The sequence below is a fragment of the Rahnella sp. PCH160 genome, assembly GCF_047784855.1.
Lineage (GTDB): Bacteria > Pseudomonadota > Gammaproteobacteria > Enterobacterales > Enterobacteriaceae > Rahnella.
The window spans coordinates 199,469-214,485 of the sequence record NZ_JBLOGT010000001.1; the positions used below are offsets into that span (position 1 = coordinate 199,469).

14 protein-coding genes are annotated in these 15,017 nt (G+C 53.0%); 5 read left to right on the plus strand and 9 right to left on the minus strand.

Annotation, left to right across the window (positions count from 1 at the left end; all coding sequences use genetic code 11):
- Window positions 1-42 precede the first annotated feature (42 nt).
- From gutM to cueO, 6 genes are all read right to left on the minus strand, one after another.
- A complete protein-coding gene (gene gutM / locus ACM5QY_RS00935) occupies window positions 43-405 on the minus strand; it encodes a transcriptional regulator GutM (protein ID WP_416118843.1) in 363 nt (120 codons plus the stop codon).
- A 55-nt stretch (window positions 406-460) separates the two neighbouring features.
- Window positions 461-1,240: a sorbitol-6-phosphate dehydrogenase gene (gene srlD, locus ACM5QY_RS00940; protein ID WP_416118844.1), complete on the minus strand. Its 780-nt coding sequence runs from the start codon at window positions 1,238-1,240 to the stop codon at window positions 461-463.
- Window positions 1,241-1,261: 21 nt separating this feature from the next.
- Window positions 1,262-1,624 (minus strand): PTS glucitol/sorbitol transporter subunit IIA, encoded by a 363-nt coding sequence (gene srlB, locus ACM5QY_RS00945; protein ID WP_416118845.1) that lies wholly within the window; start codon window positions 1,622-1,624, stop codon window positions 1,262-1,264.
- 9 nt (window positions 1,625-1,633) lie between these two features.
- Window positions 1,634-2,614 carry a PTS glucitol/sorbitol transporter subunit IIB gene (gene srlE, locus ACM5QY_RS00950; protein ID WP_416118846.1) on the minus strand — a complete coding sequence of 327 codons (981 nt, stop codon included), beginning with the start codon at window positions 2,612-2,614 and terminating at the stop codon, window positions 1,634-1,636.
- A gap of 14 nt (window positions 2,615-2,628) precedes the next feature.
- On the minus strand, window positions 2,629-3,177 hold the full coding sequence (srlA, locus tag ACM5QY_RS00955; RefSeq protein ID WP_416118847.1) for a PTS glucitol/sorbitol transporter subunit IIC: 549 nt from the start codon (window positions 3,175-3,177) through the stop codon (window positions 2,629-2,631).
- A 261-nt stretch (window positions 3,178-3,438) separates the two neighbouring features.
- Entirely contained in the window at window positions 3,439-5,049 is a 1,611-nt protein-coding gene (cueO, locus tag ACM5QY_RS00960) for a multicopper oxidase CueO (protein ID WP_416118848.1), read from the minus strand.
- A gap of 212 nt (window positions 5,050-5,261) precedes the next feature.
- Between cueO and ACM5QY_RS00965 the strand changes: the two genes are divergently transcribed.
- From ACM5QY_RS00965 to yddG, 5 genes are all read left to right on the plus strand, one after another.
- On the plus strand, window positions 5,262-5,609 hold the full coding sequence (locus tag ACM5QY_RS00965) for a YacC family pilotin-like protein (RefSeq protein WP_195813749.1): 348 nt from the start codon (window positions 5,262-5,264) through the stop codon (window positions 5,607-5,609).
- Between the two features lie 193 nt (window positions 5,610-5,802).
- Entirely contained in the window at window positions 5,803-6,678 is an 876-nt protein-coding gene (gene speE / locus ACM5QY_RS00970) for a polyamine aminopropyltransferase (RefSeq protein ID WP_416118849.1), read from the plus strand.
- A 28-nt stretch (window positions 6,679-6,706) separates the two neighbouring features.
- On the plus strand, window positions 6,707-7,501 hold the full coding sequence (speD, locus tag ACM5QY_RS00975; RefSeq protein ID WP_104923307.1) for an adenosylmethionine decarboxylase: 795 nt from the start codon (window positions 6,707-6,709) through the stop codon (window positions 7,499-7,501).
- Window positions 7,502-7,943: 442 nt separating this feature from the next.
- Window positions 7,944-8,813, plus strand: coding sequence for a hypothetical protein (locus ACM5QY_RS00980; protein WP_416118850.1), 870 nt, complete (start codon window positions 7,944-7,946; stop codon window positions 8,811-8,813).
- 100 nt (window positions 8,814-8,913) lie between these two features.
- Complete coding sequence (gene yddG / locus ACM5QY_RS00985; protein WP_416118851.1) at window positions 8,914-9,792, plus strand: aromatic amino acid DMT transporter YddG; 879 nt, start codon at window positions 8,914-8,916, stop codon at window positions 9,790-9,792.
- A gap of 3 nt (window positions 9,793-9,795) precedes the next feature.
- Here the strand turns inward: yddG and yacL are convergent, their stop codons facing one another.
- The 3 genes from yacL to ACM5QY_RS01000 form a co-directional block, all read right to left on the minus strand.
- Window positions 9,796-10,161 (minus strand): protein YacL, encoded by a 366-nt coding sequence (gene yacL / locus ACM5QY_RS00990; protein WP_416118852.1) that lies wholly within the window; start codon window positions 10,159-10,161, stop codon window positions 9,796-9,798.
- 126 nt (window positions 10,162-10,287) lie between these two features.
- Complete coding sequence (locus ACM5QY_RS00995; RefSeq protein ID WP_416118853.1) at window positions 10,288-10,800, minus strand: hypothetical protein; 513 nt, start codon at window positions 10,798-10,800, stop codon at window positions 10,288-10,290.
- Window positions 10,758-14,921, minus strand: a complete 4,164-nt coding sequence (locus ACM5QY_RS01000; protein WP_416118854.1) for an Ig-like domain-containing protein — start codon at window positions 14,919-14,921, stop codon at window positions 10,758-10,760. The genes ACM5QY_RS00995 and ACM5QY_RS01000 overlap by 43 nt, the downstream gene beginning before the upstream one ends.
- Window positions 14,922-15,017 lie beyond the last annotated feature (96 nt).

The window sequence follows — 15,017 nt, forward strand, 5'->3', positions numbered from 1 at the left end:
CACCATTCTTTTTGAAAGATAATAGCTTTTAAAGTGAAAATATCATGATTTCGGTTCAATCGCTAATGATAGTGCGGTTTGAATATTCGGATCTTTCGGGAAGATCACACCTGTCATCAATTGTTCCCGTTTCATTCCGTTGAGGGTAGTAAAGGACTGAGGGCTGGCAAAAATGGTCAGCCCGCGCAGCAGAAAACCGGCGCAAACTTTTTCTTCTTTATCGAAAGCCAGCGCCAGTACCACGCGCGGTTTGAAGCGGCCACCCGAACGCCCGACGCCGACTGAGCCGCGTAAACACAGCTGATCAAATGCGCGGTTGAAGCGTTGTAACTGCCACCAGCCCAACACAATTTGAGCCACCCAGGCCAGAACGGCGCAAACAATCAGCGCGGAAGTCGGGGTCATCGTTTTCTCCTTATAAGCAAAAATCCGCCCCGGTCTCAGCCAAGGGCGGAGGGCATCAGAACATGACCTGACCGCCGGTAATATTGATCGACTGGCCGGTGCAGTAGGACGCTTTATCGCTGGCATAAAACAGCAGCATATCCAGCACATCCTGATAATCACAGCCGCGTTTTAACGGGACTTTATCAATGTAATACTGTTCTACTTCGCCGGCCTCTATGCCGAGTTTTTTGGCATACTGCGGCAATAATGACTGGAACATCGGCGATTTCAGCAGGTTTCCTAACATCAGCGAATGCACGGTAATGCCGTATTCCGCCAGATCCAGCGCCAGAGATTGCGTCAGCCCAACGCCGCCGAATTTCGCTGCGCTGTAACCGGCGTTGTGTTTGCTGCCCACTTTGCCCGACTTGGAATTGATCTGGATGATACGACCCGGAATGCGGTCGCGGATCATCAGGCGGGAAAACTCGCGGGCGCAGAGGAAATACCCGACCAGATTCACCTGAAGGGAGAGATCAAAATCATTGAGGGCAAAATCGGTAATTGGCGATGCCTTCGCCATTCCGGCGCTATACACCAGCAAACTGACGCCGCCAAAGGTCTGGTCCACCGCCTTTGCCAGTTGCTCAACGCTGCTTTCATTGGTGGCATCGACGACAAATCCAAATGCCCTTTCGTCTCCAAACTGCTGATTAATCTGCGCCGCCACGTCTGCGGCATTCTTTTCATTCAGATCTGCCACCGCAACCCGATATCCGGATTCAGCCAACCCCTGACAGAGAAATGCGCCCAGCGTCTGACCACCGCCGATCACGACTGCAACCTGTTCCATAACTGACTCCTGATTTTAGTGTTAATCGATAAATTTCAATATGCTGCCCAGCGGAATATCTTCGGGCGTCGCGCCTTTTACATGCACGCAGCCGGGATATTCCGCCTCTGCGCTGCCGTCAAAACGCAGCGTGATATGCCCGAGTTCGCGCAGGTTTTGCATCGCCACCTCGCCGACGGCGGTCACCGGATAACAGACATCCGCCAGTTCCATGCAGGCTCCGCGATGCAGTTCGCCTTCGGTCTGACCGTGCTGATGAATGAAGCAATAATCCTGAATGTCGGCCGGTGCACCTTCGCGGAACGTAATCAGCATCTGGTCGGATAGCGCCTCACGGGCAAAGTCACCGATATGTGTGATCGTGGTTTGATAGATAGTTTGCATGGTGGCTCCTTACTGATAGATGAAGGCGGACGCGGCCCAGGCGATAAGCACCGTCGGGGCACCGGTCAGAAAACGGCTGACCAGCACGGACGGCACGCCGACGCGAACGGTGTCCTGCCTGGCTTCGGCCAGCGAAAGCCCGACCGGAATGAAGTCGCAGGCCGCCTGCGCGTTAATGGCAAAGAGCGCCGGTAAAGCCAGATGCGGCGGAATATTGCCCAGCCCGATCTGAACGCCGACCAGTACGCCGATGACCTGCGCGATCACCGCACCAGGGCCGAGGAAAGGAGACAGCAGCGGGAAGGAACAAATCAGCGCCAGCATCACCAGTCCGACCGGACTTTTCGCCAGTGGCGTCAGGCCATGCGCCACCAGATCGCCGAGACCGGACGCCATGATGATGCCGATCAGTGCCGCCACGAATGCCATAAACGGCAGGATCGTTTTGAGCACAGTATCAATGGTGTCGCGCCCTGCCTGAAACAGCACCGCAACGCCCGACCCCATGCCCATCCCGACTTTTGCCAGCAGTCCGTCGCTTTGCTCGGTGATTTTTTTGGTGGTGTCGTAGTCACGCCCCGCCGCCGCTGACGCGGGTTTACCGTCCACAGGAACGCGTTCAATGGTGTCGAAAACAATGTCGTGTTCCCTCACACCGGAGACATAAATATCTTCTGTAATAAACTGCGCCAGCGGGCCAGATTTGCCGGTCGAGTGAATGTTTACGGTCGGGATCCGACGCTTTGGATAGATGCCGCAGCGCAGCGTTCCGCCGCAGTCGATCACCGCCACACCGATTTCATCCGCCGGTGGTTCGCCTTCTTTGAATCCATCGACGGTTTCCCAGCCGGTCAGCGCCGCCAGTTTGTCGACGATCTTCGGACGGGTTCCCGCCGTGATATACACAATTTTTTTGCCGGGTACCGCCTCAATCAGTAACGGACCGCCCCAGCCACCTTCACCCCGGTTAATTCGAATGGTAACGCTCATTTTGTACTCCGCGTTTAAAGTTGAACCTGACGATCAAGCTGAATACCCATCTTGCGTTCGAAGATGCGCGTGGTGAGATCGGTAATCCAGCCCCGGAAGAAGTTGGTCACCATGCCGACCAGGAAATAGCTGACCGCCAGCGGCCCGAGGGGTAATCCCAATGTAGTCAGCCCGCTGGCCACGCCGAGATAAACGAACAATTCGCCCGGGTTAATGTGCGGGAATAATCCGTTCATGGAATGGCAACTGTAGGAACTCGCCGCGTAGTAGCCCGGCTTATAGATTTCAGGCATGAAGCGCCCGAGACTCAGCGTCATCGGGTTACAAAAAACAAATGTACCGATGACCGGCAGCAGCAGATAACGCGAAACCGGATTTCCGGCACAGCGCTGCGCCAGACGTTCGATCCGGCGCTGACCCACAAAAACGATCAGCGCATTCATGACCACCAGCAAACTGATTAAGAGCGGTAAAATGCCGGTGACCATCCCGACAAAAACCTCTCCCCCTTTTTGAAACAGGCCGATAAACCACTCAGCACCGTGTGTAATCACTTCAATCATCTTGTTCTCCTGTAGGGATACGTGGACTTTACGCTTTCATGTTTTGTCACTCCACGCTGAAAATATAATCATTATGAATTTATAATAACTCCATATTGATCACATTTTGAAAGATTTATCTTTCAAAATGAAATATTAATAAGCAAGCGTTGGCAAAGGATAGAAAGGTGCGGGGATGGCAGGCGTAAAAAAGCGGCCCGTAGAAGGGTCTCCGGGCCGCTGATTTTTAAGGCATTACAGAAGGGAAATCAGAAGAGTGGACTACGCCGAAACCGTAAATCCGAGCATCATGCCGGTATCTTCGTGTTCCAGCAGATGGCAGTGCGCCATGTACGCGTGCTGTTTGTCAGCCAGATGGTTGAAGCGGACGAGCACTTCGCTGCGGGCACCCTCGACGCGGACGATATCTTTCCAGCCCTGACGGTGCGGCGCGACCGGCTGACCGTTTTCAGAAAGAATACGGAACTGCGTGCCGTGGATATGGAACGGATGCAGCATCATGTCGCCTTCACCGGAAATCGTCCATTTCTCGTACTGTCCTTGTTTCACATCGAACGCCGGAACGTTCATATCATAGGCTTTGCCGTTGATTTTATTGCCCTGCATAAAATCGTAACTTCCGGCCGCTTTGCCCCTATCCATCCCGGCCATGCCGCCGTGACTGTCATGGCCTGAACCCGACATCCCCGGCATCGCCGCCATATTCATATCATCGCCACCGTGATCCATGCTCATTCCGGCCATCGCGTTATGCCCGTAACGTTGCATCAGCGCGGCCATGCCCTGCTGATCCAGCTGCGGATCCATCATCAGTTGCAGCCAGCGGGCAGGAAGATTATCGACAGAAACCAGCGCCGGCAGTTTGATCAGGGAATCCGGCAGCGAGCCGCCGCTTTGCGTCAGCGTCGGCTGAATGCGTAGCACCGGCAACGGTTTGTCGAACGGTGCCAGCGTCATACCCATTTGTTTCACCGGTAAGGTCACCAGATCGAAAGCTTTACCGTCGCTGCAATCAATAAGCACTTCAAACCGTTCGCCCATCAGCAAAGGCAAATCGCTGACTTTCACTGGCTCAGAGAGAAAACCGCCGTCGCTGGCAATGACATACATCGGCCGCTGATCGCTGGTGGCGATGTGCAGCGAGCGCGCATTACAGCCATTGAGCAAACGAAAACGCACCCAGCCGCGCGAAATGCCGTGCTGCGGATAAATCGCGCCATTGGTCAGCATGTGCTCGCCGAACCAGCCGACGGCGGCGGTCATCACGTCCATCTGGTAATCAATCTGCCCGGCATCGTTCAGGCGTTTATCCTGCAAAATTACCGGAATATCATCCACGCCCCAGCGTTTTGGGATCTGTAATGCGTCGCTGCCTTCATCTTCAATCAGGACTAATCCGGCCAGCCCCATCGCCACCTGATAGCCGCTGGTCTGATGCGGATGCGGGTGGAACCAGCAGGTCGCGGCGGGCTGATCGAGCTGTAAACTCACGCTGCGATTCTGGCCGGGCGCAATCAGCCCCTGCGGACCGCCGTCAACGTCACCGGGGATTTCCAGCCCGTGCCAGTGAACCGTGCTCGCGACGTCCAGATTGTTTCTGACCGTAACAGTGAGCGGTTTGCCCCGTCGCACGCGCAGCGCTGGCCCCAGCAGATTGCCGTTCACGCCCCAGGTTTGTGTATTCACGCCGGGCAGAAACTGGCTCTGACCGCGTTGCAGTGAGAGCGAAATCGCGCTGCGGGCATCCGGTTCAAGCAGTGCAGGAATGGGCAGCGCCGTGCGGTCAGCGGCAAGCGCAAACCGGCTCCAGCCGGGTAACGTACTGGCGGCACCTAAAAGCGTTGTCCATTTCACGAAATCGCGACGGTTCATGTTCAGTCCTTATGAGGGGAAATTGCCAGACGAACGGCATAAAACTGCCATAATAGTACGACAGCCTAAACCCTCTCCCAAGGGGAAGGTCAAGTGGCGGGCGCGCAGAAAAGAAATTTGGTGCCACTCATCGCAAATATGGTAACGTCATTTCGATTCTCTTTGAGCCAGGTCTTTCTAATCTTTCAATCTAAAAGAACAAGAACTCTTCCATGAAAAGAACAACACTGTGTTTGCTGTTACTGTCACTGCTCGGATTCTCCTCCGCCAGCCAGGCGTTGAGTGAGTCAGAAGCGGAAGATCTGGCGGATCTGACCGCAGTCTTCGTTTATTTGAAAAATAACTGCGGCTATGAACAGCTGCCAAATACCCAGATCAAACGTGCGATCGTCTTTTTCGCGCAGCAAAACCGCTGGGATCTGAGCAACTACAACAGTTTCAATATGCAGGCGATGGGCGAAGACAGCTATCGTGACCTGAGCGGCATCGCGGTGCCGAAACCGACCAAATGCAAATCTCTGGCGCGTGATTCCCTCAGTCTGCTGGCCTACACCAACTAAATTTCTCCCCGCAGTGCTCCGTCAATCTGATGCCGGAGCGTTTCATTTTCCCTCTTCTGATCCGCGCCACACCTCACTCAGCTACAATTAAGCTAATTTTATCTGTTTGAAATTCGACCGTGCATGCACAGGCAGAGTTAGCTATCATGTGCGCCCATTTTTATGGCTGCGAATGCTCAGGAGAAACAACGACATGTCCCGGAACTCGTCACCCAAAGAAATATGGCATGAGACGCTGCACGCCCATTTTGGCCAGTACTTTAGCGTCGAAAAAGAGTTGTACCGTGAGAAAACCGAACACCAGGATCTGGTGATTTTTGAAAATGCAGCGCTGGGCCGCGTGATGGCGCTCGACGGTGTGGTGCAAACCACCGAACGTGATGAATTTATCTATCACGAGATGCTGACACACGTTCCGTTACTGGCGCACGGCGATGCCAAAAAAGTGCTGATCATCGGCGGTGGCGACGGCGGAATGCTGCGCGAAGTCTGCCGCCACAAAGGCGTGGAATCGGTCACGATGGTGGAAATTGATGCGGGCGTAGTGGAATTTTGCCGCCAGTATCTGCCGAACCATAATGCCGGCGCTTACGATGACGCCCGTTTCAATCTGGTGATTGAAGACGGCGTGAATTTCGTGAATCAGACCACTGAAACGTTTGATGTGATTATCTCCGACTGCACCGATCCTATCGGTCCGGGAGAAAGCCTGTTTACCTCAGCCTTCTACGAAGGTTGCGCGCGTTGCCTGAAACCGGGCGGTATTTTCGTGGCGCAAAACGGCGTCTGCTTCCTTCAGCAGGATGAAGCGGTCAACAGCCATACCAAACTGAGCCACTATTTCAGTGATGTCAGTTTCTATCAGGCCGCGATCCCGACCTATTACGGCGGCATCATGACCTTCGCCTGGGCGACCAATAACCCGGCTTACCGCCAGATCGACAACAAAACTTTGCAGGCGCGTTTCGACGCCGCAGACATGACCTGTCGTTATTACAATCCGGCGATTCATCACGGCAGCTTTGCCCTGCCGCAGTATCTGCTGAATGCCCTGTCAGCCGCGCGCTGATGCCGCATCCGCAAGGAGGTGAACTAAATTGCAAAAACTGAAACTGCATGGCTTCAATAACCTGACCAAAAGCCTGAGTTTTTGTATCTACGATATCTGCTACGCCAAAAGCGCAGCCGATCGTGACGGCTATATTGCCTACATTGACAAAGAATATAACGCCAACCGCTTAACTGAGATCCTCACCGAAACCTGTTCGATTATCGGTGCAAACATTCTTAACGTTGCGCGGCAGGATTACGAACCACAGGGCGCCAGTGTCACGATTTTAGTGAGCGAAGAGCCGATTGACCCCAGTGATGTCGATACCACCGAACATCCGGGTCCGCTGCCCCATTCCGTGGTCGCGCATCTCGATAAAAGTCATATCTGCGTGCACACTTATCCGGAAAGTCATCCTGAAGGCGGCCTGTGTACGTTCCGCGCCGACATCGAAGTTTCCACCTGTGGCGTGATTTCGCCGCTGAAAGCGCTGAATTATTTAATCCACCAGCTGGAATCTGACATTGTCACGATTGATTACCGCGTTCGCGGTTTTACCCGTGACGTGAACGGCGTGAAGCACTACATCGATCATTCCATCAATTCGATTCAGAACTTTATGTCGCAGGATATGAAAGGGCTGTACAAGATGATGGACGTGAACGTGTATCAGGAAAATATCTTCCATACCAAGATGTTGCTGAAAGAATTCGATCTGAAGCATTATCTGTTTAATGCAAATCCGGAAGAACTGAGCGAGCAGGAACGCAAGGAAATCACCGATCTGCTGTACAAAGAAATGCAGGAAATCTACTACGGCCGCAATCTCCCTGCCGTCTGATCAGCGCATAAAAAGACAAGGCCGGACATCACGGGATGTCCGGCCTTTTTTTCGTTTCATGATAAGCCATATTAGCCCTGTAAAAATGAAAGAAGCAAAAACTCGATAAGCATTACTTAAGTAAAATATATTGGCCGGTTGGAAAACAGGCTATACTCCTTAAGACAAATTAATCGTTAAACATTAACAAAATCCTTATTTAAGCAAAATTATCCGATCAAAGATCTGCGAATTAAGTCAAATTACAAAACTAATATACAGACTATAAATCAAATCAACTTTATATATTTCTGTTAATTTGACTTAACGCAGATCAAAAGATCGCTTTTTTCTTAAAAATCGATAAATTCCTTTATCTATCCTCTTCCGTTCATTAGCATCGCCCTATTGCTTACTAAGCAACCAGCTCCATCCACCTGCAAGTAGAAATAAGATAATGACAATGAGTAAATTAAAGACCGTATCCAGCCTGCTGGTCACGAGTTCTTTATTGGTTTCCGGGGTTTCCCGGGCCGGGGAAAGTTTGTTAAGCAATAATACTGAAGGGATGCGGCACTATGTCAGTTATGGTGCTGAATATTATAAGTGGGACGAATCCGTCGATAATATGGACGGTAAATATGTTGCTGAACATGGCCCGCGCCTGCGCGTTAATTTCGGATCCAATAATTATCTCGATGCCAAAGAAGGTTTATTAAAAGCCTGGGACATGAGCGTAATGTTCGGGATCGTTAATTACAAAGGCAGCACCCTCGACGATCAGGCCAATGTGCCCAACGGATCGCTCAAGGGAAAAACCTACTACACCGGCTACAGTGCGGACATGACGCGCGGTTACCGTTACCGGGCGTCAGAGAGCGTTTCTTTCGATGTGAAAGGCGCGCTTGGCGGCCAGGTATGGTTGCGTAACATCCGCTCTGACAATGTGTATATCGCCAGCGAAGACCGTACACGGCGCTACACCGCTGTCGAAGTGTCGTTGCAGCCCTACGCAAAAGCGTCTCTGGGCGCGAACTGGCAACTGACCGCCGATTCACGGCTGAGTCTGGAAGGGGGGGCGCTGTATCCGATTAAGACCTGGACACACAGCAACCAGGGCGCAGTCTGGCTGGAGCCGAAATCCAGGCTTTCGCCGTTTACCAGCCTGACCTGGAATATCAACGACGACGTCTTTGTTAAAGCCAGCTACGTGCATCAGAAATACGGCAAATCGGACGAGAAACAGGGCGACCTGAACGGAAGCACCGTGGGTTATTACCAGCCTGCGACCACCACGTCCACACTCGGCCTTGAAGTCGGCTTCTACTTTTAATGCATTCTCCTAAAGAGCCTGTTAAGTCGGTTGTTGCGGTTTCCACACACGCAACAATCGCTTATCTTTAACGCCTTCTTCTTCTGAGGCTTACCTTCCGATGGATCGTTTCGCAACGCTGTTTGGCGTTCTTGCCATTTTGCTGTGGAGCATGAGTGTGGCGCTCACCCGCAGTCTGTCCGAATCGCTGGGGCCTTTTGGCGCCGCCGCATCCATTTATACCGTCAGCGGGATCATGGTCTGGATGGCGGGCGGGAAACCGTCGCTGCGCGGGGAATCTGCGTCGTATCTGATTGTCTGCGGCCTGCTGTTTGTCTTTTATATGGTGGCGTTTTCACTGGCGATTGGTCTGGCCCATACCCGCCAGCAGACGCTGGAACTCGGACTTATTAATTATCTCTGGCCGAGCCTGACGCTGATTTTTGCCGTTCCTTTGCTGAAACTGCGCGTGCGCTGGTGGATCTGGCCCGGTGTGGTGCTGGCTTTTACCGGCGTGCTGTGGGCCATCAGTGGCGGCCACGGGCTGGATATTCATCAGCTAATGCGCAATGTACGCGGCAATCCGGTGGCCTACAGTCTGGCACTGGGCGCAGCGGTGTCGTGGGCGTTGTATTCCAATTTGGTGCGCGTGCTGTGTAAAGGCAAAGGCGTGCTGCCGCTGTTTTTGCTGGCGACCGGCGCGGTGCTGTGGGCGCTGTACTTCACCTATTCCTCGAACCGGATCAGCCTGACATTGCCGGCAATCCTTGAGCTGCTGGCGATGGGTGCGGTGACGGCAATTTCCTATCAGTGCTGGGATCTGGCGATGAAAAAAGGCAATGCCACGCTGGTGGCGGCACTGTCGTATTTCACGCCGCTGTCGTCAATTCTGATTGCCGGATTGTGGCTGCACACGCTGCCGGGCGCGAGTTTCTGGCCGGGCGTGCTGATGGTGGTTGGCGGTTCGTTGCTGTGCTGGACCGCCGCGCGCGGGAAGTAAAACTCAGCGGTAGGTGGTCACAAAACTGCGGTATTTGGCGAGGACTTGCAGAAAGTCCTCAACGCCGCAAAACGCCAGGCTCTCTTCGTCGTAATAGCTCATGCCTTCTTCAATTTCATCGCCATCGAAGTCCAGCTGATTCGCACGGATCATGACTTCATCATCCGCCAGCAACAGCGTGTATTCATGGCCGACCCTCTGGGTCTGGCGCTCGCTGCCTTTGAGCTCAGCCAGCGCGGCTTCAACAGCATCAAGCACACTCAGATCGCCTTTCACTTCTTCATTCAGCCAGTGACCCAGCACTTCATGGCCCATTGAGAAGCGCACTTTGACCTCACCGGTGATATCGCGCAGAAAATCGTAGTCCATGGTTTATTCCTCTCTCTGACAAGCGCGGCAGACTATTACGGCCTGAGCATAGCGTCAAGATACAACAAAAAAACCGCCCATGATGAAATGAGCGGTTTTCGCGTTAAGGTTTAAATGACGGCTGGCTTATTTCACTGTCAGCACCACATGCACAGTCGCATAGATGTCGTATTGTGATTTTCCATTCGTGCCGATGAAAGTGATGTCCCCGTTGTAAACGCCCGCAGGTAAGTCCGGGTTATTCACTGCTGTATACGATAATAACGCGATAATTTTCGGCCCTCCGGAACAGCCAATACTGGAGTTAAAGGTATGCGTTGAGCACCCGTTTTGTCGTTGACCGCCAAAGTTCACCATGAACTGATTGCCGTTTTCATCCTTCATTGGCGCCGCCAGCGGCGTCACGCCATCGGTATAACCGATTAATTTTGTGGGTCCTTCAGTCGGTGCAACAGCCAGGAAGCCCGACGATGGTGAAGTCGGGAAAGCAATACTTCTGTAGCTTCCTGTCGCACTGTCGATTGACCAGTTATCAGAAAAAGTTTTGGTAAAGATAACACTGCTGTTGGTTTTACTGGCTTGGGCGATACTTGCCGTCACCGTTGCGGTACCGACATCAGATCCTTTAAGGTTAACCACTGCGGTACCCTTGCTGTCAGCCACGCTGCTCGGGCGGACAAAGTGTTTAACGTTGTCGCCCAGTTGATGGTGGCACCCGTCAGCGGATTATCATTGATATCTGTGACTGTTGCTGAGTACGTCACAATGTCCTCGTCACTGGCATAAGCCGTCTGTTTATTAGCAGACAACGTCACGATCTGAGCCGTCGTGATATCAGCGATGTAACCCACAGCCATCGCACTGGCGCTGCGCTGTTGCTGCGTCAGGGTTGCGGTCATGATTGCGGTGCCTGATTTCAGCGAGGTTCCGGTCATCAGCGCCGTGCCGTCTGCTCCCGTCTGGCTGTTAGCGCCAGCCAGCGTCACCAGCGCGTTATCACTTTTCCAGTCGATACTGCTGGCTTTCACCGGGTTGTTATTGGCATCCAGCACTGTCGCTTTCCAGGTCACAACATCCGTGCCGTTCGCCGTCGCCTGAACTTTGTCTGCCGCCACTGTGACCTGTGCGGTTTCATTGTTCGCCACCAGCTCTGCGGACAGCGTTTTCTCACTGTTTGTTGTGCTGGCTTTAATCACCGTGGTTTGTGCAAGCGTCGAGGTCAGCGTGGCGGTTGCAACACCGTTCGCATCCGTGACGCCTGAAACCGGTGTAAAGATCCCGCTGGCATTGTCACTGCTCCAGTTGATGGTAACGCCCGCTAATGGGTGATGACTGGCGTCCTGCACCGTTGCCTGAAGCGCCACTGAATCAATACCGGCCACAATTCCGGCCGTTTTATCTGCCGTCAGCGTCGCGATTTGCGCGGTGGCCATATCAGCGATGAAGGACAGAGACGGTGAAGTTGCCGTCGCGCTGTTGGCCGATGCGGTCACCGTATAATTGCCCAGCGCCAGCGAAGAGAGCGTCACCGTTGCCTTACCCTGAGCATCCGTTTTGGTGCTGCTGGCTGACAGCGTTCCGTTGGCAGGATTGGTGCTCCACGCCACGTCAGCGTTGACCAGCGGGTTGCCGTTGATGTCAGTCACCGTCGTCGAAAGCGTGATGAGATCAACGCCGTTAGCCAGTGCTTCGGCTTTATCTGCGGCCACTGCGGTCAGCCTGGTGGTACTGCCATCCGCGATGTAACCCACTTTACCGGCGCTTGCATTGCTCCCGGTAGTGGCCACTGTCGCCGTGATAATGGCGTCCGCTGTTTTCGTCGAGGTGGCGGTTAGGGTTGCCACACCGCTGGCATTGGTGTTTGTACTGCTGCCCGCCAGCGTGATATCGGCGTTATCGCTGCTCCATTTAACCTGCGCATCCGCAACCGGATTCTGGTTGGCATCTTTCACCGTGGCGCTCCACGTCACGGTTTCTTTCCCATCTGCCAGAGCCTGGGTTTTATCTGACGTGACGCTGCTCATCTTCGCCGTGCTGACATCCGTCTTAAAGCTTGCCGTCTCGGCCTGACTCGCCGCTCCTGCCGGCAGTTTGGCGGTAATAATGACATCCCCCGCCGTCTTGCTGGTGACCTGGACAGTTGCCTGCCCCTGCGCATCGGTACGGGTGGTCTCTGACGACAATGTGGCGAAGGCTGAATCACTGCTCCAGGTCACCGGTGCGCCTTCCACTTTATTACCGTTCACATCCGTGACGCTGACGACATAAGTGATGGGATCTGTACCGTCCGCCAGTGCCTGAGTTTTATCCAGCGCAAGGCCGGTGATGCTCATGGTGTTATTGTCTGCGGCAAACTGAATCAGGTCGGTGTTTTTAGCCTCAGTTGTGCCGGAATGCGCGGAAACAACAACGCTGTTTGCCATCGCAGAAGTCAGTGTTACCTGAGCGTTGCCTTTAGCGTCCGTCGTGCTCTGCTCAACGCCGAGATTGCCGTTACCCTGTTCGATTTTCCAGTCAACCGGGGCACCGTTAAGTGGCTGACTCTGTGCATTGGCGACCGTCGCGGTCAGCGTGACTTTGTCGTTGTTATCGGCAATCGCCTGAACTTTATCAGTGCTGAGAGTAGTGACCAGTGCCGTCGCCATGTCAGCGCCAAAACTCAGCACGTCGCTGTTTAGCGTTGCGCCATTTTCGAGACGTGCCGAAATCGTGGTGTTCAGTATGCTCAGGCTGCTGACATTCACCGTCACCAGACCATTTTCATCACTGACGCTTTGATTAGCAGAAAGTTGCGTGTTCGCGTTGTCCGCACTCCACAGCACGTTAATGCCTTTGTACGGTAATCCTTCGACATTCAGCACTTTTACGGTGAGCTGAATGTTATCGGTGCCGTTCGCCAGAGCACTGATTTTCGATGCCGTCATCGAACTCATGGATGCCGTGGTGTCTGCACTGTGTAACTCGATACGGGCAGAGGGCAGCGTTGTTTTGCCATTCGCCACAGGCGTAATGTCTGCGGTTCCGGCTGCATTTCCGCTGGTAAAGGTGCTGGTGTAGAGTCCCGGAGAGATTTCCTTAAACGCGGATATCGCCGGAGCCTGAACAGCCGCGCTGGCTTGTGCTTCGCCCGGCGTTGGCGACGCGGTAAAGCGGATTGTTGCGGTAAGCTGGTCCGCCGCGCCCGTCACCGGTTGTGATTTGTTGCTGAGAATTTTAACGGTCACCGTCGACGTGCTGTTGCCATCGGCTGACAGAGAAGACGGCGAAACTGACGTTGTTGCCTGCCAGGTCGCGGCATCTGCACCGGTGACATAGACATCCATCTGGCTGAGGTTTGAACCATTTCCTTTGGTATCAAACGCTTTACCGCTCACGATATAGTGATTTTCAGCACCACCAAACGCATAGTCTGGCAGCGTAATGCTGTACTGACCGGAGCGTTTATCCTGGCTAATCTCGCCGCCGTGACGGATCAGGTCGTCGGCCTGCCAGTCAATACGATCGACGCCGTACTTGCTTTTAATCACCGCGTTGACAGGTAAGGTGACATTTTCAGCGCCTTCAATTTTATCCGGCAACCCTAACGAAATGGCTTCCTGCTTACGATAATCCAGCACGATAGTATTGTTACGATTAACCAGATCCTGCCGGCCGCCCAGCAAGGAACGTCGTACTGCGACCTGCTCGGGGTCGAGCTGGGTATCAAGACCGACGAAAGGCGCGTAGCTGAAACTCAGGTTAAACTGCGTATCCTGTGTGTCGCCTTTGCCCATTTTTTGGCTGATCCCGGCGGTCATCAGGGTGAAAGGCGTATAGTTCAGCCCGACCGTCACGGCGTAAGGATCTTTCTGACGATTGTCCTCGTCGTTGAAAAGATCCACGTTATTGCCGAAGTACTGTTCAAAAATAACGCTCGCGCCAAGCTGAGGATACGACGGCAAATAACCTTCCGTACGAATATCAAAACCATTCGCCGCGCGCTCGTCATAATTTTCATAACGCGAAGACGCCATCCAGTCGGAAAGACGCAGATAACTGTTGGCGGATATTTTTAAATAATCCCAGCCTAACTCGCCGCCCAATCCTAAACGTTGATGGTGATTCTCTGACATCTGACGGTCATAAAAGGTATTGGCGCCCCACATCCATTTATCTGAGAAATGGCGATAGCCTAAACCGGTATTCATGATGTTGCGGTCATCCGCACGCCGGGCGCCCAGCTGAGTGAAAAACAGATTGGTTTTATCGTCATAAAGCGGGAGCAAGACGTCTAATTCAATTTGCTCTAATGACAGATTTTCATCGGCAGAAACGCTTACCCTCGCCGTCCCGAACTGGTTCAGCCATTCTTCTACGCTTTGGGCCGCCTTCCCTGTTGCGCCAGAAACCAGGGTGCTTTTCAGGGCGTCATTTTGCAACAAGCTGCCCGCCTGAGTCGCTAAACCGGCAAGGTCGCCGTCCGTATCAGACGTTTTATTATTTTTATCCGGTGAGGATGCAGGGCTCGCGGGAACGCTTGTTTTTGAATGCGGTGCTTTGGTCTCAGCCACCGCATCAAATGAAAAAGTGTAAACACAAAGTGAGGAATATAAAAACTGTACACCTATTTGTAACACACATACTGCTTTAGAAAATCGCATAGAGGGCTTCATCCGTGAGAAGAAAAAAACTCGACTACGCGAAAAAATAAATAGTATCCATAACTCGCGCAGGGGCGAGAATTTAAGGGACAGGCTCTGAAAAGCGTCTACTAAATTCATTATTAAGGCTGGCTTAATAATAAGAAATTAACTCTTCAACTCCATGATATAAAAATAGAAAAGGAGGCCGAAGCCTCCTTTCTGAAAAACACGAAC

Coding starts and splice junctions, on each gene's coding strand:
- srlB (WP_416118845.1), bottom strand. CDS start 1,624: ATGCAAACTATCTATCAAACCACGATCACACATATCGGTGACTTTGCC.
- ACM5QY_RS00980 (WP_416118850.1), top strand. CDS start 7,944: ATGAGTAAATTAAAGACCGTATCCAGCCTGCTGGTCACGAGTTCTTTA.
- yacL (WP_416118852.1), bottom strand. CDS start 10,161: ATGGACTACGATTTTCTGCGCGATATCACCGGTGAGGTCAAAGTGCGC.
- speE (WP_416118849.1), top strand. CDS start 5,803: ATGTCCCGGAACTCGTCACCCAAAGAAATATGGCATGAGACGCTGCAC.
- cueO (WP_416118848.1), bottom strand. CDS start 5,049: ATGAACCGTCGCGATTTCGTGAAATGGACAACGCTTTTAGGTGCCGCC.
- yddG (WP_416118851.1), top strand. CDS start 8,914: ATGGATCGTTTCGCAACGCTGTTTGGCGTTCTTGCCATTTTGCTGTGG.
- ACM5QY_RS01000 (WP_416118854.1), bottom strand. CDS start 14,921: ATGAATTTAGTAGACGCTTTTCAGAGCCTGTCCCTTAAATTCTCGCCC.
- srlA (WP_416118847.1), bottom strand. CDS start 3,177: ATGATTGAAGTGATTACACACGGTGCTGAGTGGTTTATCGGCCTGTTT.
- ACM5QY_RS00965 (WP_195813749.1), top strand. CDS start 5,262: ATGAAAAGAACAACACTGTGTTTGCTGTTACTGTCACTGCTCGGATTC.
- gutM (WP_416118843.1), bottom strand. CDS start 405: ATGACCCCGACTTCCGCGCTGATTGTTTGCGCCGTTCTGGCCTGGGTG.
- srlE (WP_416118846.1), bottom strand. CDS start 2,614: ATGAGCGTTACCATTCGAATTAACCGGGGTGAAGGTGGCTGGGGCGGT.
- srlD (WP_416118844.1), bottom strand. CDS start 1,240: ATGGAACAGGTTGCAGTCGTGATCGGCGGTGGTCAGACGCTGGGCGCA.